Origin of the sequence: Halodesulfurarchaeum formicicum (genome assembly GCF_001886955.1) — an archaeon.
Classification (GTDB): domain Archaea; phylum Halobacteriota; class Halobacteria; order Halobacteriales; family Halobacteriaceae; genus Halodesulfurarchaeum; species Halodesulfurarchaeum formicicum.
Genome location: NZ_CP016804.1, coordinates 1,645,803 through 1,664,809 on the forward strand (window position 1 = coordinate 1,645,803; position 19,007 = coordinate 1,664,809).

Consider the following 19,007-nt stretch of genomic DNA (forward strand, 5'->3'; position numbering starts at 1 on the left):
TACCGCTCTCCGGTCGCCCCGAGGACGAAACGGTCTTCTCTACCCCAGTGTGAACTGTCCACCGTCGATGAATCCACTCCAGTCTATCGCTCGTTCGATCGCCGCCCTGCGAGGCGAGGGCCGGGGCCGAATCCTCGCCACCGTGGCGTCGGGCTGGGGGCTCCTCGTCGGGACACGGATGAGCTATCCCGTCCTGCTTCCCTACATTCGCCAGAGCTTCGACCTCTCGCTTTCTGTCGCCGGACTGCTCGTCACGATCATCTGGCTGGGCTCCGCGCTCGGCCAGCTTCCCGGCGGGATCCTGGCCGACCGGTTCAACGAGCGCTATGTCATGACCGCTGGGCTAGGGGTCGTGGCGGTGGCACTCGCGATCGTGGCCCTGATCGGAAATCCCGTCGCTGTCTTCGTCGGAACCGGGCTGGTCGGGATCGGCCTGTCGCTGTATCCGATCGCACGCATCACCGTCCTCTCTGACATTTACCCCGACAACATCGGGAGTGCCCTCGGGGTGACGATGGCGACGGGAGATACCGGCCAGACGGTGGTTCCACCCGCAGCCGGCTTCGTCGCCGGGGCCATCGCCTGGCAGATGGGCTTTGGAATACTCGTGCCACTCTTCCTCCTGCTCGCGGGGCTGGTGTGGGCGGTCGTTCCGGACAGCGATCCCTCGGCCGGGACGGAAGCCGGCGAGCGTGCCATCTCCCTGGAGCGTGCCCGGGCGGTGATCGAAGAGTTGCGAACCCGAACGATGGTGCTCACCACCGTCGTGCTCTTCGTCTACCTGCTGGTCTGGCAGTCCTTCACCGCCTTCTACCCGACATACCTGGTCAACGTGAAAGATCTCTCACCGGGGGTGGCCGGGACGGTGTTTGCCCTGTTCTTCGGGGTCGGGGTGCTGGTCAAACCAGTCGCGGGGGCCGCCTACGACCGATACGGGATGCGCGCGTCGCTCCTGGCTGTCCTGATCGGCCCGGTCTTCGCCCTCGCGGTGCTCCCGGCTGTCGAAGGGCTCTGGACGCTCGTCGGGTTGACGGCCGTTATCAGCACCATGCTCGGGTCCGGCGCGATTACCCAGTCCTATCTCGCGGATACGATTCCCGAGCGAATCCGTGGCACCGGCCTGGGCGTGGTTCGAACCACGGCCGCCACGCTGGGGTCGGCGGGCCCAGTACTCTTCGGCGTCGTCGCCGATAACGGCTACTTCGACGAGGGGTATCTCCTCCTTGCCGGCCTGATGGTGCTGGTCGTGGCGCTCACCGCGCTGATGCCACGCTCCTGAGCTGGCAAACATGTAATTTCAAAGTCATATAGAACTATTATAATGAAGAACCTAACATGATGTATGGAAAGACGCCGTTTCATCGCCTCCAGCGTGGCGGTCGGCCTGAGCCTCCTCGCTGGCTGTAGCAGCGACCAGGAGCCCAGCAACGGCACGACTACCACGACGCCCCAGGCGACGACCACCGCCGCGGACGGGTCAAACGGGGACGAAACCGTCCAGTTCGGGGCGGTCTATCAACTCGAATCGGATTATGCGGTCGACATCCAGTACGACGACCCGGAGCGTGGACTCACCGGATCGGCAACAGCCAGGTTCGAGGGGGATGACTACTACCAGCGAATCGAAGACTCCTCGACCGGCGACGTCTACGAGCTGTATCACGTCGACGGGACCGACTACGTCGTGATCAACGACGAGACCTGCATCAAGAACCCCGGCCCGAGCGTGGAACCCGAGGAATCAGACGTCGACACAGAGGCAGACACCTACGCCGAGAAGCCCGACGCCGACCTCACCGCGAAGGGCACCACGACCATCGACGGCGAGACCGTCTACGTCTTCGAGGTGACCGGCGAGGACGTGGACGGCACTCTGACGATCTACGTGAGCCAGGCGACTGGCTACCTGCGCCGGGTCGAGTCCGACTGGGGCCGCCTGGACTTTCACTCCTGGGGCGACGTCGAGCCCATTACCGCCCCTGATATGGAGTGTCAGGACTTCTCGAATTAACTCGCGTGTACCGCGTCCAGTTCTTCGACCGTGGGCGCGTTCACGATGGTCACGGTACTTCCGGATCGAGTGACCCGGAAGGCGTCGGCAAATTTCCCCTCGTCGATCCGGTAGGTGTCGGATCGACCCTCGACAGCACTGGCACCGTGATAGTCCAGTAACTCCTCGTAGGCGGCCTGGAACTCCCGGGCGTCGCTGTTCGATTCCCAGGCGATCTTCCAGACGTAGCCCGTCTCGTTGGTGGCCGCCGAATCGTTTCGCACGTAGGGGACGAGCCGCTCACCCGCCCAGCCAGTCGTCGCCGGGTGAGAGTAGTTGTACATGTCGAGTGGGTCCTCGGTGCGGAAGAAATGGCGATAGGGGACCACCACGTCGGTCACCTCGTTCCGTTCGGTAGTCTCGACGTGGCTTGGATACCAGAGCATGACGTACAGACCACCCTCGCCGAACTGGGCGTAATCGATCGCGCCCTCGCCCTGGTCTGGCACTGACCAGTCCGGTCCGGATCGGTCCTGGACGATGACGTGTCGGGGTTTGTTGTCCGGATACCGTTCGGGGTGGATCGTCTGCTCGGTGCTCTCCGGCGGGCGGTCGTAGACCGCGTTCACGCCGGCCCAGCCGGATTGCTGGCGGATCGACTCGACGAAGACCGGCCCGTCGCTGTAGGGCTGGAGACGCAGGGCGAGCATGCCCAGGTGCGTGCTCGAATCGCCGCCTCCGCCGCCGCTCCCGTCGGGCATGACCAGGGCCTCGCTGTAGCGTTTCTCGTAGAGGTAATCGACGTAGTTGCCGTCCCCTTCGATGATCCCCAACTTCGCGTTGTGACGCTCCTCGGTGTCACCGGAGAGTTTTGAGACCTCGAAGGTCGACTCCTGGACGGCGTGGAAGAGTTCCTGGGCCAGCGTGACCTCGTTCAACTGGAGCGGTGGCCCGCTATCCGAGACGATGGTGATGCTGTGATTTCCCGGGGCGTAGTAGCCCATCACGGCCGAGGCGGTGTTCGCGGAGCGCTGCTGGATCGCGCTCTCGTCCTCGCCGAGGAAGAACGTCGCCTCGAACTTGACGTTCTGGTGGAGCCGCTGGGCCGTCGAGTGATTGGAATCGGAGAGACTCCGATTACGGAAGGTCGCCCGATCGATGATCTCGACCGGGACCGGTTCCTCGAACTCCAGGCCACGGATCGCCTCGACCCGGGCCATGCCCCGGGCGACCACAGCGTCGAGTTCCGAGCGGTTGAGGCCGTCGCTCGGATCGACATCCAGGGTCTCGTTGTGCCAGTAGCCGTCTTCCCACCCGAGCCTGTCGGTCTCCGGATCCGGCGGCGGATTCGAGGTCGGGGTCGGGTCGAGTCCGGTGGCGGTCGGGTCCTCGCCACCGGGTTCGAACTGCTGTGGTGTCGGGGCCCCGACACAGCCAGCCGTGACGAGCAACACGGCCAGCGCGAGCGCCCCGAGTCGACGACGCATGGCTGCCGGTCGGTGAGCCAGGGGTAAAATGCTGCCGCCCGCGGCGGCTCAGGAGACGGTGACGGTGACCGACTCGCCGACCGAACAGGCCAGGTCCGGACAGATGAGTTTGGCACCGAATCGGTCACGACCGAGGAGCAAGGAGAGGCCGGTGATCGGCTGGCCGTTCACCCGCACCGTCAGGTCGGGCCACTCGACGGTACCAGTCCCTGGAGTGAGTTCGGTCCCGAGCAGGCTGGCTGCACCGTCTCCCTCCCGGCCATGGACGGGATGGACGCCGCCGGTCTCGTAGTGTGGCAGGCCGCCGTCGAGGACGTACTGGCCGGTGTCGTCGGCGAGCCCCACGAACCGGTCGCCGGGGGTGGGATGGGGTGGCGAATCCAGGATGGCATAGGTCTCCCCGGCCTCCCGGATCGTGCCGGTCCCGTCCCAGCCCACGCCAGCGACCGGGACCCCAAGCTCGACCGGGAGTGACCCACTGGCGCGAACGGGATCAGTGCCGTATTCGCGAAATCCGAGGTGGACGTGGTTGTCGACCCAGGGGGCGAAATACCCCGATCGGACGAGACTTCCCAGGGGGTCCCCGATCTCGACAGTCTCGCCTGCCTCGACGTCGGGATCGACGTGGAGGATCCGGGCGAGTTCGGAGCCGGTGTCGATCACGATCAAGTAGTCGTGTTCGGCGGCGTAGGGCCGGCTGGGCGCCCCGGCCTGCCGGGTCATCGTGACCGTCCCGGCGACCGGGCTCGGGGCCACCGCGGTCCCCGGATAGAGATCGATGGCCCGGCCCCCACGATGGGCCCGATACGGGGAGTTGTAGCGAGCGACGCGCGGAAACGGCTCCAGGGCGGCGGCCCCCAGCGTGACCATGGGGCGACTTTGCGGGCCGCAAAATTCACCCCTTCGGTCGCGGCCACCTGGGATCCCGGGAGCTTTAGGCCCGTTCCGAGAGAGTTACCGGTATGCAGGTATTCCGCAACGCGACCTTACCCGACGGGCGGGAGCGGGACGTCGCCATCGACGGGGAGAAAATCGAAGCGGTGGGCACCGACCTGGACGGCGAGACGGTCATCGACGCGAGCGAGAAGTGGCTGTTCCCGGGCATGATCGACGTTCACGTGCACTTCCGGGAACCGGGCTTCCCCGAGAAGGAGACCTGGGCGACCGGGAGTAAAGCGGCCGCAGCCGGGGGCGTGACGACCGCCGTCGACCAGCCGAACACGGACCCGCCGACCATCGACGGCCCGAGTTTCGACCGGAAGGCGGAGCTGGCCGCCGCCTCGCTGATCGACTGGGGGATCAACGGCGGCGTGACACCGTCCTGGGACCCCGAGACGCTGTTCGAGCGCCCGCTCTTTGCACTCGGCGAGGTCTTTCTGGCCGACTCGACCGGGGACATGGGAATCGATCGATCGCGCTTCGAGGACGCACTAAAGCGGGGCAAGGAGGCCGAGACAACCGTCACCGTCCACGCCGAGGACGCCACGAAGTTCGACGAGAGCGTTCGTGACCGGACGGACGCCCCAGCCTGGAGCGACTATCGCCCCCCGGAAGCCGAAATCGCGGCGATCGACGTGGCCGCAGAACTGGCCGTCGAGATCGGGGGGCCAGTGCACATCGCCCATACCAGCACGGCCGCGGGGATCGATCGGGCCGCCGAGGCCGGGCTGACCACTGAAGTCACGCCCCATCACCTGTTCCTCTCGCGGGACGACCTCCCCGAATTAGGCACGTTCGGGCGAATGAATCCGCCGCTCCGGGCGGAATCCACTCGCCGGGACGTGTTCGAGCGGGTCGCGGACGGAACCGTCGACGTGATCGCGACCGATCACGCCCCCCACACTCGCGCCCAGAAGGACACGGACATCTGGTCGGCCCCGAGTGGCGTGCCGGGCGTCGAGACGGCCTTGCCGCTCCTGCTGGGGGAAGTCGCCGCCGATCGCCTGGATCCCAAGCGAGTCCGGGACCTCACGGCTCGCAACCCGGCCCGGATCTTCGACCTGCCCGAAAAAGGACGAATCGAGGCGGGGGCCGACGCCGACCTCGTGTTAGTTGATTTCGACGCGACGCGGAAGATCCGGGGCGAGGACCTGCACGGAAAGACCGACTGGACGCCCTTCGAGGGGAAATCCGCGGTGTTCCCGGAACTCACGCTGGTGCGGGGGCAGGTCGTCTGGGAGACCGAAGATCCAGCAGGGCCAGCGGGGGAGTTCGGTGCGCCTGTCGGTGAGAACGTCCGGACCGACTAGGCGTCGCCACCGAAGCTGTGGCCACAATTCGGGCAGGTGTGTTCCTCCTCGCGGAGTTTTTCACTCGCCTCCCGGACCTCCCTCATCACCGAGGAGATGCGTTCCTCGCCGGCTAACTCCTCCTCGACGGCCAGATCCACGCCCTCGACTTCGAGGAGGAACTTCGCGACCTCGGTGGCCTCGTACATCACCTCGTCGAGTTCGTCGGCGGTGAAAAAGCCGCTCATCGCCCCGTAGAGGAAGGTTGCCCCGGCCATCCGGACCTTCTCCTCGAAGGCCGATCGGGCCTGGTTGACCGCCTGGGGCGAGTAGGTATCGGTCATAAACGGCACCAGCTCGGGCAGGTTCTCGCCGATCTTGGTCATCTCGACGCCGGTCTCGGTCCGGAAGTCCGCACAGAGCCGGGCGATCGCCCACTCGCGGGCCGTGATGTAGGTGCGATCGCGCAGAAACTCGTTGACCCGCTCGTAGGTCGCCCCGTCGACTTTCTTGAAGCGCTCGTACTTCGCGACGTCGTCCGGAACGGCTGCTGTCTCCGCCGGCTCGACTGCGAGCAGCGATCGAACCGCGTCCGGCCCGGCGGCGACCCGGCGATTCGGCGGCGCAGACGCCACCGGATCCTCGTCCATACCGCCCGTTATGAGTGGGTCCGCAAAAGGGTGACGGGGAGCGACATATATTTTAGACGGTGCGGCGATGAACGGCTATGAAGGTCCTCTTCGGGATCAGCACCGGGTCGGACTCCCTCGAAGCGCTCCACCGAACCGTCGAGCGAGCCCGCGACGTCGGCGACGAACTGACCGTCGCCGTCCTCGAACATCCCGACGACGAGGGCCCGATCGACGAGTTCGAACAGTCCGTTCGCGACGCGATCGCCGAGGAGTTGCCGGCGATCGACCTGCGCCGGGTCGAGGGGCATCCGGGGAGTCGACTCGTAGAACTCGCCGAATCGGAGAACTTCGATCGCATCGTCCTGGGGGGTGGCGAACAGAGCCCGATGGGCAAGATCCGGATCGGGTCCATCGCCGAGTTCGTCCTCCTCAACTCCCACGTGAGCGTGACCTTGCTCAGATGACCGACCGCCGTTATCCAGACGCGCCGGCCGGTCCGTTCCCGACTCCACCCCAGACCTGGACGGACGAGGACGGTCGGCCGATCGAGATCGAAGTCTGCCAGGGGGACCGGGCGGCGCTCCTGGAGATGTACGCCGACTTCGATCCCGCCGAGCGCGCCCAGGGGATCCCCCCGGTCGGCGAAAGCGCGATCCGGGACTGGCTCGATCACCTCCTCTGTGAGAACTGCTACAACGTGATCGCCGAACACGAGGACCGGATCGTCGGTCACGCGACCCTGGTTGGGGACGGGAACGGGGCCTACGAGCTGGCGATCTTCGTCCACCAGGACTACCAGGGCGCTGGCATCGGGACCACGTTGCTCGAAGCCCTCCTGGGTCACGCCGCGGCTGACGGGGTCGAGTACGTCTGGCTGACCGTCGAGCGCTGGAACAAGCCGGCGATCCGGCTCTACCGGAAGGTCGGGTTCGAGGGCACGGGCGCGGAGGACTTCGAGCGGGAGATGAGCATCCGACTGGGCGATCCTGCCTAGTGGACCGGGTCATTCTTACCGCGTGGTGCCGTCCCACGAGTATGCAAGATTGGGTCATCGACGACCAGAACCTCTCGCCCGAGCGGAAGTCCCTGTTACCCGGCAAGGGGTTTTTCATCCCCGACACGGTCGAAGACGAAGTCAAAGAACGGGAGATCGAGTCCCGAGTCAGCGGCGCGTCGGTGCTGGCTGTCGTCGATCCCGACGCCGACGGCCTGGGCTGTGTGGCGATCCTGCGGGATGTCCTCGGCGAAGCGGCGTTCATCCCCGCGAGCCCCCACGAACTCGCCGACGGGATCGAACAGGCCGCCGAGTTCGGCGAGGCGGGTGGCGAGGTCTTCATCTGTGATCTGGCCCCGGACGATCCCGAGGAGATAAACGAGGCGCTCGCGGGCCTCACCGAGCACGCCGGCTCAGTTACCTGGTACGATCACCACCAGTGGACCGATGCGGCCAAAGAAGCAGTCCGAGATGCGGGTGTGGAACTGGTCGTGGGGGACTCGGAGACCGAATGCACCGCCGACGTCGCTGCCCGCTCACTCGATGAGGACATTTCCCCGCACCTCGAAGAACTCGCGGCAGTCACCCGCGATCACGACCTCTGGATCAAGGAGGACGACCGCTCGGACGACCTGGCCGATTTCTCCCACTGGAGCGAACCCGAGGAGTACCTGGAGGTCATCGAGGAACACGGCGTCGACTTCCCCGAGGAGGTTCGGGAATTCCTCGCCGAGCGACGGGTCGAGAAGGAAGATCGGATCGAACGGGCCGTCGCGCGGGCCGAAATGCACGAGATCCGGGACTGGACGGTCGGGGTGACCTACGGCCGGTGTTCGCAAAACGAGGTCGCAGAGACACTTCGCGAACAGGGTGCGGACGCGGCGGTCATCGTCAAGCCCGCCGGCAGCGCCTCGATCCGGGGGAGCGAGGACTTCGAGCGTGCCCACGAGGTCGCCCGACAGGTCGGCGGTGGCGGTCATCCCCGAGCCGCAGGCTGCAAGCCGCGCATCTACGAGGACATGCTGGATTACGCCCACCACTGGACGACCCGGGGGGCTCCGGCCAAGCAACTGCTCATGAAGGCCTTCTGGAACCTCCCCGAGGAACCGGCCGAGGAGTAGCTACCGCTCGTCGAGATCGTCTAGGGCGGCGAGTTCCGACTCGAAGTCATAGCGGTCGGCCCGCTGTTCGAGTTGATCGCCGATCTCGTGTAGCAGGCGGAACGTGAACCCGAGCCCACGCTGGACTTTGGGGTCACCCATTTTCCCGATGGCACCGAACCGGCCGACCTTCCCCGGCGGATCCGCGGGATCGGGGGCCGCCTCCGTCATTGCCGCGGTGAAGACCTCCAGGTTCCGGAGGGCTTCGGGTTCGCCGGCGGCGGTGTCGAACAGTTCCCCAGCCCGCACGGCGGCCCGCATCGTCGACTTGACCATGTCGTCATCGACCGCTTCGGCGGCCAACGAGACCAGATTGGCAGCCTCCGCGAGGTCATCGAGGGTTCCGGTCTCCTCGAGTTCCACGAGCGTTTCGAGCGCGTTTTGAACGGATTCTGCCTCCGGATCGATCGGTTCGTCTGTGTCGGTCATGGTTATGCGAGCCCCCGTGCCGTAAGCCAGTACATCTCGTTATAGGCGAACTTGGCCCAATGCACGAACTCGGTCTGATCACGAACCACGGGGTCGGTGTCGTAATCGAAGCTGATGTGTGACCCCTCCTCCATTCCCGCCTCGAGAAAGCAGATGGTGTCGCCGGCGAACCGGGCCCGTGGTTCGTGGCCGCGGACACGGGCCGCGATCCGGTCGACGACGGTTCCGGCGGCGTAGTGAGCGACACTGCCGGCCTTGCTGGTCGGGATGTTCGTGACGTCACCCAGTCCGTAGACGTCCGCGGCATGGTCGGATTCGAGAGTATGTTTGTCGACCTCCATCCACTCCTCGCCCAGCCCCGCGGCCTGGATCAGGTCCCCGGAACGGAACTCGGGAATCCCGACGAGCAGGTCGTACTCCAGGTCGGTCCCCTCCAACGAGTGGATGACGTTTGCATCGTTGTCGACGGTCTCTGGATTGAACGACGTCTGTGTTTGGATATCCCGCTCCTCGAATCGCGGCTCGGCCCAGTCGGCAACTGGCCTGACGCTGTGAAGCCGCGGCAGCGGATAGGTGTAGGTGATCGTCACGTCGTCCCGAATCCCCCGTTCGCGGAACTCGGCGTCCGCGAGCATCGTAAACTCCACCGGCGCGGCCGGACAGACGTGTGGCGTGCCCATCACCGAGAGCACCAGATGCCCCTCGTCGAAATCGGCGAGTTCGCGGCGGAGCGCTGTCGCGGCCGCCCCGTCGTAGAAGTGCTGGGCGTCGCCGTCGGGGCCGAACCCGGGTGTCGACTCCAGATCCGGGATCGCACCGGTCGCGACCACCAGGTAGTCGTAGCCGAACTGGCCGTTCGAGGCCAGATCGAGTGTCTTCGCGTCCGTATCGATCATATTGACCCGGTCGTAGATCAGATCGACCCGACGGTTGACCAGGTCGGCCAGCGGTCGCTCCGCGTCTTCGGGTTCTTTCTCCCCGAACGGGACGTAGAAGAACGTGGGCTTGTAGATGTGTTTGGGATTGTCCGAGATCAACGTGATCTCGACCGCCCCCGTCGCCAGCTCACGTTCGAGCCGTTTCAACAGCCGATTCGCCGTGACGGTGCCACCGACGCCGCCGCCAACGATGGCGATCTCTGTCGTCATCGCGTTCTCACCCCACCTTCAGCCAGGGCTGGCTCCCCGCACTGGACGCGTACAGCCCCACCGCTGGGCCCGGCCATCGGCTCACCGTCAGTCGGGATAGTCTTGGTATTGGTACGCACAGTTTATGTGTCACACACAAACAATATAAAAACTCCGCAAAATAAGTTAAAGAACCAACAGTTAAGCGCAACTATCCCCACGTTATTTTGGGCAACTAAAGATTAGTAACCGCGATTATCGGCCAGTCAAGCGGAAATCCGAAATGGTGCCCTCAAAATATTGGTTTTCGTTTCGTCACCCTATCGGCCGTCGGCCACCCACTTATCGGCGTAGGCCAACCCACACGAGCACTGGGCGTACGCGTGAATCACGTCCCCTTCCGCGTAGAGCCCATCGACGTCCTCGTTCTGTTCCTCGGCGAAGGCAAAGAGCAATCGCAGTTCGTGTGTCTCGCCGTCACCCTCGTCCGGGCAGTCTGCATCCGTGAGCGAGCGGTCGATGTGCCCGTCCGTGGCCATCGCCTCGCTCGCGAACGCCATCGGGTCGGTGCCAGTCGCGGATTGGAACGCACTCCGACCCGCATCCCCTGGAACCACCAGCAAGACGCCATTGTCGGTTGGCGACGCATAGGGCTGGTCGGCGAGCGAATCGACGTCGGTCGCGTCCCTCGAGAGGTACGCGGCGACGTGATCGGGTCGGTCACCCGAGAGAAACGCCTCGATGTCCGTGTTCATGCCCGCTACTTGGCGAGCGCGGGGAAAAGGTCGGCGGAGTCAGACAGACCCCAAATCCGGAGACTTACTCCTCGTCGTCTTCGTCCGCTTCGTCGTCCTCGTCCGCTTCGTCTTCGGGCTCTTCCTCGCCCAGCGCGACGGCGACCGAGCCCTCGCCTTCCGTGACCTGCACGTTCAGCTGGGCGACGGCCTCGGAGACCTCCCGTCCACGGACGGTGACACGACGGCGCTCGCCGTCCCGGTCGGGGTTGAACCCGACACCGCCTTCCATCAGGATTTCGGAGAGATTCGGGCCTTTGACATCGCCGCGCATCGGGCGGCCGGCGTCGTCGGAGCCACCGGTGATCTCGACGGAGAACCCGTCGAGACCGACGGCGGTTCCATCGACGGTGTCGCCGATTTCGCGACCCATGAATCGGTTTGCGTCCTGCCCCTCGACTTCGCGCGTGAACGATCGCCCCGTCTCCGGGTCGGAGACGACGACGCTGAACGTAGCCATAGTCGTGTGGACTGCTCCGGGCGTCAAAAGGGCATCGAACCCGTCTGCCGGTCGAACTACTCCTCGGAAAAGGCCGCCTGCACCTTCTTGACCTTCGGCTCGACGTAAAGCGTGCAGTACCGATCTTCGGGGTTCTCCTCGTAGTAGTCCTGATGGTACGCTTCAGCCGGATAGAAGGCATCCAGATCCTCGATTTCGGTGACGATCTCCTCATCGTAGGCGTCCTCGGCGAGCAGGATCTCGATGAACTCCGCGGCGGTCTCCCGCTGTGTCGTATCGTGGGCGAAGATCGCGGAGCGATACTGGGATCCCACGTCGGGCCCCTGTCGATTCAACTGGGTCGGGTCGTGCACGCGGAAGAAGACCCCAAGAAGGTCGACATAGGAGACGGTATCGGGGTCGTACTCGATCTGTACGCACTCGGCGTGGCCGGTTTCGCCGGTCGAAACCTCCTCGTAAGACGGGTCAGGCACGTCCCCACCGGCGTAGCCGGCGGTCACCGACTGCACACCGGGGACTTCCTTGAAGGCCGCTTCGGTACACCAGAAGCAGCCGCCGGCGAACGTCGCCAGTTCGGGATCGGTTGGCATACACACAGTTCGGGCGATCGAGCCAAAAGGCCACCGGCAGGGGCAGGCAAGGCAGTCGAACCGACGAGTGCAAACCCGCGGCCCGAATACGCAGACTCGATGGAGCTACGCTTCCTCGGTGGGGCCCGCGAGGTCGGCCGGAGTGCCCTCCTCGTCAACGACCGGCTCCTCCTCGATTTCGGTATTCTGGCGGGGGAGCCACTGCAATTTCCACTGGAGACCCCGACCGTCGAGGCGATCGTCGCCAGTCACGGCCACCTGGACCACGTCGGGAACGTCCCGACCCTCATGCGGGGCGATGACTGGCCCGAAATCCACTGGACACCACCGACCGGGGAGTTAGCACGAACGCTCGCCCACGACACGCTCAAGCTCCACGGCGTGCCGGAAAGCGGGGCGGCGACGGGCCGATTCCAGCCCCGCGAACTGGGCGGTACCTACAACTGCCCGTTTACCGAGACCCACGTCAAGCGAACGACTCAGCAGTCACGGAGTCACGGCTATCGGGAGCCATTCACGGCGGCGGGTCACGAAATCACCTTCTTCGATGCCGGTCACATCCCGGGCAGCGCCCACGTGCTCGTCGACGACGGCGACACGCGACTGCTCTACACCGGGGACTTCCACACGGACGACCAGCGCCTGGTGGCCGGCACGACGGCCCGTCCGGAGGCGGATCTCCTCGTCGTTGAGAGCACGTATTCTGATGTCGAACACGAGGATCGGGGCACCGTCGAGGAGCGGTTCGTGCGGAGTGTCGAGCAGACTCTCTGGGAGGGCGGAACCGTCGTGATCCCCGCGTTCGCGATCGGCCGGACCCAGGAGATGCTCCTGCTCTGTGCGGCCCACGACATCCCATGTTACGTCGACGGGATGGGGAAAGCGGTGACCGACATGCTCCTGCAGTACCCGGAGTTCGTTCGGGATCCGGAGGCCCTCAGACGGGCGCGATCACACGCCCGGTTCGTCACCGGCCGGGACGGCCAGCGGCGGCGGATCGCCGAGAAGTCGACTGCGATCGTCACGACAAGCGGGATGCTCACGGGCGGGCCGGCGATGACCTACATTCCGGCGATCAAGGGCGATCCGACGAACAAGATCGCGCTTACCGGGTATCAGGTCGCGGACACGCCCGGCCGGGACCTGCTGGAGACCGGAAGTGCCGAGATCGACAACCGGCGGATGCGGGTCAGCGCCCAGGTCGAGCAGTACGACTTTTCAGCCCACGCGGATCGCGATGGGTTGCTGGCCTTCCTCGATTCCTATCGGGACACACCGGTGTTGGTGAACCACGGCGATCGATGTGAGAGCTTTGCGGCGGAATTACGGGAAGCAGGGTTCGAGGCGACGGCACCGAGAAACGGGGACTCGGTCGCGTTCTGATGGTCGTCGCGGAGGGAAAGGGTTTAACCGGACAGTCACGACGGTGTAGGTGTGGGCCGGTAGCTCAGGTAGGCAGAGCGTCTGGCTTTTAACCAGACGGACGGGGGTTCAAATCCCTCCCGGCCCGTGAAATCTCCGAGCGAAGCGAGGAGTACGAACGGCGAGGGATTTGAACTAGAGAAACGCGAGCGGAGCGAGCGTTTCACGTTGTTCAAATCCCTCCCGGCCCGTGTTTTCCTGCGAACGAAGTGAGCAGAAAACCGGCTGCGGTTTTGAACCCAGGAAACCGAGCGAGCGAATGCGAGCGAGGTTTGCGTTGGTTCAAATCCCTCCCGGCCCGCTTCTGCGACGAACGTAGGTGAGGAGCGAAGCGGCCAGGAGGATTTGAATCAGGGAGGAGCTTTGCTCCGACCGTGGTTCAAATCCCTCCCGGCCCGCTTCTGCGACGAACGAACGTGGGGAGCAAGGCGCTCTCGAACGACAGAACGGTCAGTAGGAATCGCCACACGAGTCAGTAGGTCTGGGGTGGTTGCTCCAGAATCTCGAAAATCTCGCTGGCTCGATATTCCTTGTTGCGTCCCTTCCCGGTCACTTCCTCAAGGACCCCTTCCTCGACGAGGTCGTTGATTACTCGCGACGCCGTCGGTTGCTTGACATCGAAGAGCCGTTGAACAGTCTTGCTCGTGACGTAGGGCTGTTCGAAGAGCTTCAATGCGAGTTGGTTTTTCGTGTACGACTTGCCCCCGTATTCGGCGTCGTACTGACCCTTGAGGTCGGCAAGCGAGCGTGTTCGGTCGACGGACTCGTGGGCCTGCCGAGCAATGCCCTCGATAACGAACGAAACCCACGCTTCCCAATCGCCACCGTATCGAACGGCCTCCAACCGATCGACGTACGTCGGCTTGTTTCGATTGAAGTATTCACTGAGGTAGAGATTCGGGCGTTCGAGATAGCCAGCGTCGTACAACTGGAGCGTGATGAGAAGCCGACCGAGACGACCGTTCCCGTCGCCGTACGGATGGATGGTCTCGAATTGATAATGGAAGAGCGCGATGTCGACGAGGGAGTGGTAGCTCCCGCCAGTTCTGTAGTAAGTGAAAAGCGCATCCATCAAGCCGTCGACCTTGTCTGGAACCGGTGGCAGGAAGTCACCGATATGGTTCGGTTTCGTCTTGTACGCACCGAGAGTATCGGTATCGACGCGGTCGTCTGGAACGCCAGTGAGAAGCGTCTCGTGGAGTTGGTGTACCCATTCGACGGTCAGGGCTTCGCCTCGGTCGAGTGCCTCGATACCATCCTCGATAGCGGCTTCGTAGTTGAGAACTTCCTGTGTGTCCTTCGTTTGGTCCGGCGCGGATTCGCCGCGAATCTTGTCTCCGCCGGCGTCAAACGAGCGTGTTTCGAGACTGTAAAGCGCGTTGTAGTCGACATCAGCGCCTTCGATTGCAGCTGATTCCATGGCTTCCTTCCGGAGAAGTGACGTGTAGAGTACTGGCGGGAAATCGAGTTCGAGACTCACGCCACTGAGTTTCCCGAGCCAGAACGTCGCGTCCGAAAGCCTCTCGCAGAAGTCGTCCCCGAGATCGAGATCCGGAGATGGCGGCAGCGGATCGGGCTCGTAGTACGACCGCTGGCCGTACGAGATGAGTTCGCCAGGAGCGTTAGAATCGAGTTCGGACTGTTGCATGCATACGCAACCAGTAGAGCTCTCTATAAATTAATCTATTGGCGGCGAATGAATATACTAGACGTGGAATTTTCCCATAGATGATTTTAATCGTCGTGCACGAATTTCAAGCGGTGAGATGGTGGTGGCAAATACAACTCACAGGGGCAGGCGGTTGAACTGGGCCCTGAATCACTCGACGATATCCAACTCGACTACGAACACCGCACCCCGGGGCTCGTTGTCCTCGACCCAGACGTCCCCGCCGAACTGCGTCACCAGGTTCTCGACGAGATAGAGCCCGATACCGGTCCCGTCGCTCTCCAGCCCGCGATCGCCTTTCCCGAAGATCGACCACTTCTGTGCCTCCGGAATCCCAGGGCCGTCGTCCGCGACCGAGACCCGGAGGCGGTCATCCTGGACCGTGGCCGAAACCGTCACTGTCGGAGCCTCCTGGTCGGAGTGATCGATCGCGTTGGAGAGGAGGTTCCGGAAAACTGAGTCGAGGAGGTCAGTCCCACGGACCGAAACGGTGGGGATCGAGCCCTCGATTCGAACCGTCGCGTCGGGGGTGCCCTCCCGGACCATCGCCACCTCCTCTTCCAGAATCGGCGCGACCTCGATCGGGTCGAGTTCGGGCGGTTCGGTCGCCGTGACGACTTCCATGAGGTCCCGGGCGGTCTTCGTGATCGACACCACGTGGTCCCCGGCCTGCTGAGCGCGTTCGAGGTTCGTCATGGTGTCCGGGTCGGACACCTGATCCACGGCGGTCTCGATCGAGCCGAGCACCACCGCCATCTCGTTGCGGATGTCGTGACGCACGACCCGGTTGAGCACCTCCAGCTGCCGGGTCATGACTTCGAGTTCGCGCTCGCGCTCCCGGCGTTCGGTGATATCCTCGAAGGCAAAGACGATCCGGGCCACCGTTCCGTCCGCAGTGATCGGCGCACCCGAAATCGAGACCACGATCGGATCGGCGTGGGGGCGCTCTATCCGGTACACCTGGCCGAAGATCGGCCCACCGGAGTCCCGGACCCGAACGAACGGGTGCTCGGATTCGAGAATCGGGCTCCCGTCCTCGTCGGTGAATTGCCACTCGGGTTCGACGTACCGCTTGCCCTCGATATCCGACTCTTCGAGCCCAAGCAGTTCCTCCGCCCGGTCGTTACACCGGGTGATGTCTCCCCCGGGAGTCAACACCACCAGTCCGGTCGGGCTCGTCTCGAAGATGCGATCGAGGAGTTGTGAGTCCGAACTGGGACGGTCCATCAGTTAGCAGATCCTTCGTGGGCACGGGTTTAGGCTATGTCGGTCCCCCGGTCAGGCCCCAACTCGGCTGAGGGACACGAGAAAGCCGCCGATCACGAGGGCCCCAAGCGCGCCGAGTAATTGGAGACCCATGACCGGCGCGCCACCAGCCGCGTACTGCCAGGGCTGACCCAAAAGCGTCCCCAGTCCCACGACGAGGACGAACGCACCCACCAACAAACCGACGACCGTCAGTCGGTCCTGATACCGTGTCATACCTCCGGCTGTGAGCGGGACCCATCTAACGGTGACGGTCCCGGCCGACTACTGTGTCTCGAACACCACGTTCGCGGCCCACGCCTCGGCCCCGCAATGGTCGCACCGAAACATCGTCCCGTCGTCGTAGTGCTCCAGGGTGACCGTGTCCCGTCCACAGTCCGGACAGCGCAGAAACGACCGCCAGTCGTGGTACCGTCCCGTGGAATCTGAAGCCATGATCGACTTGAACTACGGGGCCGAGAACCTTCGTTGTTCCGCTGCCGTCCAGCGATTTAGGTCCGTCGAATCGAGGGGCGAGCACAAAACACTCATACCCCTACCTCCGAGTATCAAATGCCCTCGTCGAGGGAACGTACCGAGCGCCCGGGGAGCACCCATCCACCCCCATTTCCTGCTTGCGCGACAGCCGAAGAGTCCACACTCTATCCGTCGATTCGAAAGCGAGATCGAAACGGCCAGTTACGGCCGGAAGGTCTTCTCCTCCGGGACGCCCTCTATGCCGTCCTCGACGCGACTGAGCATCGTCTGGACGGTTTCTGTATCCGGTTCCTCGATACCGAGATCCTGGCGGACCGCCCGGACGACGGCGTCGGTGACTGTAACATACCGGCGGTGGAACGGCGCATCAGCGGCGGCATCCGCGACCAGCTTTCGGAAAGCCGGGAGCCAATCGAGATGGTCCGCGACGAACACCCGGTGTTGCTCCTCGGTTCCGGCCTCGACGAGGAGCGAGGCGTACTCAAGCAGGAGTGCCAGATGATCCGGCATGTACGCGTCGGGAATCTCGATGTCGAGTGTGGCATAGCGCTCGCGCATGTCATCGGCAGGCGGGCCATCCAACAGCCCGTCGCCGGCGACCCCATCGTGCCACTCCTTGTACGGTGATTCGACCGCCGGGGCGTAGGGCGTCTCGAAGGCCTCGAACAGCGAGATGTACTCGTTGTCGAAGGCCGCGGCCGACTCGGGCACGAGGTCCGGATCGACCCCGGTCTCGTACTCGATATCGAGGGCCTCGGCCACCGGCTCCAGTTCGGCCTCCAGCGCGCCCGCGGCGACGTCCTCGTAGAACTGCTCGTCCGGGTGTTTGAAACACTCCGAGAGCAGCCCGTAAATCCGGCCGAGATCGACATCCTCGAGCGGTTCGGTCATGCGTTCCTCCCACTCGTCGCTCGGGTCATCTGCACATCCACTCGTGTGGGCTGTACCGGGGGCGGTTCGTGTCGGAAACGAAACGAGTAGGACATAATTACGTATAAATTCGGCTCATTCGGCAACAGTCCATCGATCGTAGAACCCGTATGCCAGGGCCACGATCGCCGCAAAGACGACCAACATTGCGATGTTGAGGCCGATCGCGTAGATAGTTCCCAGCACCCCGCCGGGCATCGCGTTCGGTGCCACGTCCTGAGCGACGCTCAGCCCGCCGGTCGGAACCGGGGAGAGAACGTACTCCAGAATGATCCCCGTCCAGACGACACCGAAGAGGATCATCCCGACGATGACACTCGTGGTGAGTGCGGTAGTGTGGGTCTCTTCCGAGCAGGACACGTCGAAGTACCCGACGGAGGTCTCGACCCAGCCCTCCCACTCATCGCAGGCCCGACCCAGCGTGACGTTCCCGGTGAACATCGAGCGGTCGAGCGGGAACTCCTTGGCGTGGGTCATGAAGAGGTGGAAGGTCACCCCCACCAGCATCGTTACGGCGACGATGGCGTGGATGTCCCGGGTGATGAGGAAGGCCGGGGCCGGCGACGCACCGTTCAACGTGCCCGCGTACAGGATCACGCCCGTCGCGATCATGACCGTCGTCTCGGCGACGATGATCCAGACTTCGGCCTTCTGGAGGAAAGTATACTTCCCCGAGGCGGGCTGCCCGCGACGCCCGGCGAGGTACTTCATGTGCTCGATCGCTTCGCGGATGTCCCCCAGACCGGGCAGGATGTTCGAGAGTGTCGTCACGCCACCGACCATCCCCAGCAGCCCGTAGACGAGGTAGAACACCGACGTGAGGATCAACACCGCCCCCGCGGCGACGTGAACCAGCACGACGTTGTCATACCCCACGATAGTCATGAGCCACGCAAAGGGGTCGTGGAACGTGATCGGCAGGCCGGTCACCCACAGGAGGAGGATCGAGAGGGCGAGTAAGCCGTGGGCGTAGACCTGCACGTCGGTGAACCGGGTCAGCGTGCTCTCGCCGGTCATCGTCGACATCAGGACTCACCTCCGGCGTCCACGATGAGCCGACGCCAGGTCCCGATCAGCTGGAGGGCCACCACGAGCAGCACGAACGTGATGTACGCCCCGAGCAGGACACGGACCAGCAGCCAGAGGTCGTTGTACGTCGAGTACGCGACCTCGAGCCCGACGAGTCCGACGGCGCTCGGAACCCACTCGGTTACCGGAGGATGGTATCCCGTTACCCCGATGAAGATCCCGAAAGTCACCACGATGGCGACCACCGTGGCGATCGCTGCCCGGTATTCGGGCTTGAACAGGCTCCGTTGAGTTGTCTGTGTAGTTTCTGCCATGGTATTCGT

22 protein-coding genes and 1 tRNA gene are annotated in these 19,007 nt (G+C 64.1%); 8 read left to right on the forward strand and 15 right to left on the reverse strand.

The features are described 5' to 3' along the window. Positions 1-67 precede the first annotated feature (67 nt). Both HSR6_RS08525 and HSR6_RS08530 read left to right on the forward strand, forming a co-directional pair. Positions 68-1,279 carry an MFS transporter gene (locus HSR6_RS08525; RefSeq protein ID WP_070365474.1) on the forward strand — a complete coding sequence of 404 codons (1,212 nt, stop codon included), beginning with the start codon at positions 68-70 and terminating at the stop codon, positions 1,277-1,279. Positions 1,280-1,342: 63 nt separating this feature from the next. Then, complete coding sequence (locus tag HSR6_RS08530; RefSeq protein ID WP_070365475.1) at positions 1,343-2,011, forward strand: DUF7537 family lipoprotein; 669 nt, start codon at positions 1,343-1,345, stop codon at positions 2,009-2,011. Here the strand turns inward: HSR6_RS08530 and HSR6_RS08535 are convergent. Beyond that, a complete protein-coding gene (locus tag HSR6_RS08535; RefSeq protein ID WP_071933353.1) occupies positions 2,008-3,477 on the reverse strand; it encodes an Hvo_1808 family surface protein in 1,470 nt (489 codons plus the stop codon). The genes HSR6_RS08530 and HSR6_RS08535 overlap by 4 nt on opposite strands. 48 nt (positions 3,478-3,525) lie before the next feature. After that, entirely contained in the window at positions 3,526-4,347 is an 822-nt protein-coding gene (locus tag HSR6_RS08540) for a hypothetical protein (protein ID WP_071933354.1), read from the reverse strand. Between the two features lie 92 nt (positions 4,348-4,439). Here HSR6_RS08540 and HSR6_RS08545 point away from each other — a divergent pair, with 92 nt between their 5' ends. Beyond that, positions 4,440-5,726 (forward strand): dihydroorotase, encoded by a 1,287-nt coding sequence (locus HSR6_RS08545; protein WP_071933355.1) that lies wholly within the window; start codon positions 4,440-4,442, stop codon positions 5,724-5,726. Here the strand turns inward: HSR6_RS08545 and HSR6_RS08550 are convergent. After that, a complete protein-coding gene (locus HSR6_RS08550) occupies positions 5,723-6,355 on the reverse strand; it encodes a DUF5806 family protein (protein ID WP_071933356.1) in 633 nt (210 codons plus the stop codon). The genes HSR6_RS08545 and HSR6_RS08550 overlap by 4 nt on opposite strands. A 77-nt stretch (positions 6,356-6,432) precedes the next feature. Between HSR6_RS08550 and HSR6_RS08555 the strand changes: the two genes are divergently transcribed. From HSR6_RS08555 to HSR6_RS08565, 3 genes are read left to right on the forward strand one after another with little or no spacing between them, the layout of a single operon-like run. Next, on the forward strand, positions 6,433-6,801 hold the full coding sequence (locus tag HSR6_RS08555; RefSeq protein WP_070365480.1) for a universal stress protein: 369 nt from the start codon (positions 6,433-6,435) through the stop codon (positions 6,799-6,801). Then, positions 6,798-7,331: a GNAT family N-acetyltransferase gene (locus HSR6_RS08560; protein WP_071933357.1), complete on the forward strand. Its 534-nt coding sequence runs from the start codon at positions 6,798-6,800 to the stop codon at positions 7,329-7,331. The genes HSR6_RS08555 and HSR6_RS08560 overlap by 4 nt, the downstream gene beginning before the upstream one ends. Before the next feature lie 41 nt (positions 7,332-7,372). Further along, positions 7,373-8,452: a DHH family phosphoesterase gene (locus tag HSR6_RS08565; RefSeq protein ID WP_071933358.1), complete on the forward strand. Its 1,080-nt coding sequence runs from the start codon at positions 7,373-7,375 to the stop codon at positions 8,450-8,452. Here HSR6_RS08565 and HSR6_RS08570 read toward each other — a convergent pair whose 3' ends face one another. The 5 genes from HSR6_RS08570 to msrA all read right to left on the reverse strand — a co-directional run bounded on the left by HSR6_RS08570 (position 8,453) and on the right by msrA (position 11,891). Next, complete coding sequence (locus tag HSR6_RS08570) at positions 8,453-8,920, reverse strand: DUF1641 domain-containing protein (RefSeq protein ID WP_071933359.1); 468 nt, start codon at positions 8,918-8,920, stop codon at positions 8,453-8,455. It abuts the gene before it with no gap. Between the two features lie 2 nt (positions 8,921-8,922). Beyond that, positions 8,923-10,068 (reverse strand): NAD(P)/FAD-dependent oxidoreductase, encoded by a 1,146-nt coding sequence (locus HSR6_RS08575; protein WP_070365484.1) that lies wholly within the window; start codon positions 10,066-10,068, stop codon positions 8,923-8,925. Positions 10,069-10,367: 299 nt separating this feature from the next. Next, entirely contained in the window at positions 10,368-10,802 is a 435-nt protein-coding gene (locus HSR6_RS08580) for a DUF5807 family protein (protein ID WP_070365485.1), read from the reverse strand. A 64-nt stretch (positions 10,803-10,866) separates the two neighbouring features. Beyond that, positions 10,867-11,301, reverse strand: a complete 435-nt coding sequence (locus tag HSR6_RS08585) for a 30S ribosomal protein S6e (RefSeq protein WP_070365486.1) — start codon at positions 11,299-11,301, stop codon at positions 10,867-10,869. A 56-nt stretch (positions 11,302-11,357) separates the two neighbouring features. Next, positions 11,358-11,891: a peptide-methionine (S)-S-oxide reductase MsrA gene (gene msrA, locus HSR6_RS08590; protein WP_071933360.1), complete on the reverse strand. Its 534-nt coding sequence runs from the start codon at positions 11,889-11,891 to the stop codon at positions 11,358-11,360. A gap of 99 nt (positions 11,892-11,990) precedes the next feature. Between msrA and HSR6_RS08595 the strand changes: the two genes are divergently transcribed. Beyond that, complete coding sequence (locus HSR6_RS08595; protein WP_071933361.1) at positions 11,991-13,274, forward strand: MBL fold metallo-hydrolase; 1,284 nt, start codon at positions 11,991-11,993, stop codon at positions 13,272-13,274. A 53-nt stretch (positions 13,275-13,327) separates the two neighbouring features. Next, positions 13,328-13,401, forward strand: a tRNA-Lys gene (locus HSR6_RS08600). A gap of 384 nt (positions 13,402-13,785) precedes the next feature. Here the strand turns inward: HSR6_RS08600 and HSR6_RS08605 are convergent. From HSR6_RS08605 to HSR6_RS08630, 7 genes are all read right to left on the reverse strand, one after another. Continuing rightward, the gene (locus HSR6_RS08605; RefSeq protein ID WP_070365488.1) at positions 13,786-14,961 is read right to left on the reverse strand and encodes a Fic family protein; all 1,176 of its coding nucleotides are present in this window, start codon (positions 14,959-14,961) and stop codon (positions 13,786-13,788) included. 171 nt (positions 14,962-15,132) lie between these two features. Next, entirely contained in the window at positions 15,133-16,209 is a 1,077-nt protein-coding gene (locus HSR6_RS08610) for a sensor histidine kinase (RefSeq protein WP_071933362.1), read from the reverse strand. Between the two features lie 51 nt (positions 16,210-16,260). After that, complete coding sequence (locus HSR6_RS08615; protein WP_070365490.1) at positions 16,261-16,464, reverse strand: hypothetical protein; 204 nt, start codon at positions 16,462-16,464, stop codon at positions 16,261-16,263. A gap of 48 nt (positions 16,465-16,512) precedes the next feature. Beyond that, complete coding sequence (locus HSR6_RS11020; RefSeq protein ID WP_157754400.1) at positions 16,513-16,683, reverse strand: hypothetical protein; 171 nt, start codon at positions 16,681-16,683, stop codon at positions 16,513-16,515. A gap of 243 nt (positions 16,684-16,926) precedes the next feature. Further along, on the reverse strand, positions 16,927-17,616 hold the full coding sequence (locus HSR6_RS08620) for a TorD/DmsD family molecular chaperone (RefSeq protein ID WP_070365491.1): 690 nt from the start codon (positions 17,614-17,616) through the stop codon (positions 16,927-16,929). A 114-nt stretch (positions 17,617-17,730) separates the two neighbouring features. Further along, positions 17,731-18,681 (reverse strand): cytochrome b/b6 domain-containing protein, encoded by a 951-nt coding sequence (locus HSR6_RS08625; RefSeq protein ID WP_070365492.1) that lies wholly within the window; start codon positions 18,679-18,681, stop codon positions 17,731-17,733. Beyond that, positions 18,681-18,998 carry a hypothetical protein gene (locus tag HSR6_RS08630; RefSeq protein WP_071933363.1) on the reverse strand — a complete coding sequence of 106 codons (318 nt, stop codon included), beginning with the start codon at positions 18,996-18,998 and terminating at the stop codon, positions 18,681-18,683. Before HSR6_RS08630 ends, HSR6_RS08625 begins: the two co-directional genes overlap by 1 nt. Positions 18,999-19,007: the final 9 nt, after the last annotated feature.

Coding starts and splice junctions, on each gene's coding strand:
- HSR6_RS08525 (WP_070365474.1), top strand. CDS start 68: ATGAATCCACTCCAGTCTATCGCTCGTTCGATCGCCGCCCTGCGAGGC.
- HSR6_RS08530 (WP_070365475.1), top strand. CDS start 1,343: ATGGAAAGACGCCGTTTCATCGCCTCCAGCGTGGCGGTCGGCCTGAGC.
- HSR6_RS08535 (WP_071933353.1), bottom strand. CDS start 3,477: ATGCGTCGTCGACTCGGGGCGCTCGCGCTGGCCGTGTTGCTCGTCACG.
- HSR6_RS08540 (WP_071933354.1), bottom strand. CDS start 4,347: ATGGTCACGCTGGGGGCCGCCGCCCTGGAGCCGTTTCCGCGCGTCGCT.
- HSR6_RS08545 (WP_071933355.1), top strand. CDS start 4,440: ATGCAGGTATTCCGCAACGCGACCTTACCCGACGGGCGGGAGCGGGAC.
- HSR6_RS08550 (WP_071933356.1), bottom strand. CDS start 6,355: ATGGACGAGGATCCGGTGGCGTCTGCGCCGCCGAATCGCCGGGTCGCC.
- HSR6_RS08555 (WP_070365480.1), top strand. CDS start 6,433: ATGAAGGTCCTCTTCGGGATCAGCACCGGGTCGGACTCCCTCGAAGCG.
- HSR6_RS08560 (WP_071933357.1), top strand. CDS start 6,798: ATGACCGACCGCCGTTATCCAGACGCGCCGGCCGGTCCGTTCCCGACT.
- HSR6_RS08565 (WP_071933358.1), top strand. CDS start 7,373: ATGCAAGATTGGGTCATCGACGACCAGAACCTCTCGCCCGAGCGGAAG.
- HSR6_RS08570 (WP_071933359.1), bottom strand. CDS start 8,920: ATGACCGACACAGACGAACCGATCGATCCGGAGGCAGAATCCGTTCAA.
- HSR6_RS08575 (WP_070365484.1), bottom strand. CDS start 10,068: ATGACGACAGAGATCGCCATCGTTGGCGGCGGCGTCGGTGGCACCGTC.
- HSR6_RS08580 (WP_070365485.1), bottom strand. CDS start 10,802: ATGAACACGGACATCGAGGCGTTTCTCTCGGGTGACCGACCCGATCAC.
- HSR6_RS08585 (WP_070365486.1), bottom strand. CDS start 11,301: ATGGCTACGTTCAGCGTCGTCGTCTCCGACCCGGAGACGGGGCGATCG.
- msrA (WP_071933360.1), bottom strand. CDS start 11,891: ATGCCAACCGATCCCGAACTGGCGACGTTCGCCGGCGGCTGCTTCTGG.
- HSR6_RS08595 (WP_071933361.1), top strand. CDS start 11,991: ATGGAGCTACGCTTCCTCGGTGGGGCCCGCGAGGTCGGCCGGAGTGCC.
- HSR6_RS08605 (WP_070365488.1), bottom strand. CDS start 14,961: ATGCAACAGTCCGAACTCGATTCTAACGCTCCTGGCGAACTCATCTCG.
- HSR6_RS08610 (WP_071933362.1), bottom strand. CDS start 16,209: ATGGACCGTCCCAGTTCGGACTCACAACTCCTCGATCGCATCTTCGAG.
- HSR6_RS08615 (WP_070365490.1), bottom strand. CDS start 16,464: ATGACACGGTATCAGGACCGACTGACGGTCGTCGGTTTGTTGGTGGGT.
- HSR6_RS11020 (WP_157754400.1), bottom strand. CDS start 16,683: ATGGCTTCAGATTCCACGGGACGGTACCACGACTGGCGGTCGTTTCTG.
- HSR6_RS08620 (WP_070365491.1), bottom strand. CDS start 17,616: ATGACCGAACCGCTCGAGGATGTCGATCTCGGCCGGATTTACGGGCTG.
- HSR6_RS08625 (WP_070365492.1), bottom strand. CDS start 18,681: ATGTCGACGATGACCGGCGAGAGCACGCTGACCCGGTTCACCGACGTG.
- HSR6_RS08630 (WP_071933363.1), bottom strand. CDS start 18,998: ATGGCAGAAACTACACAGACAACTCAACGGAGCCTGTTCAAGCCCGAA.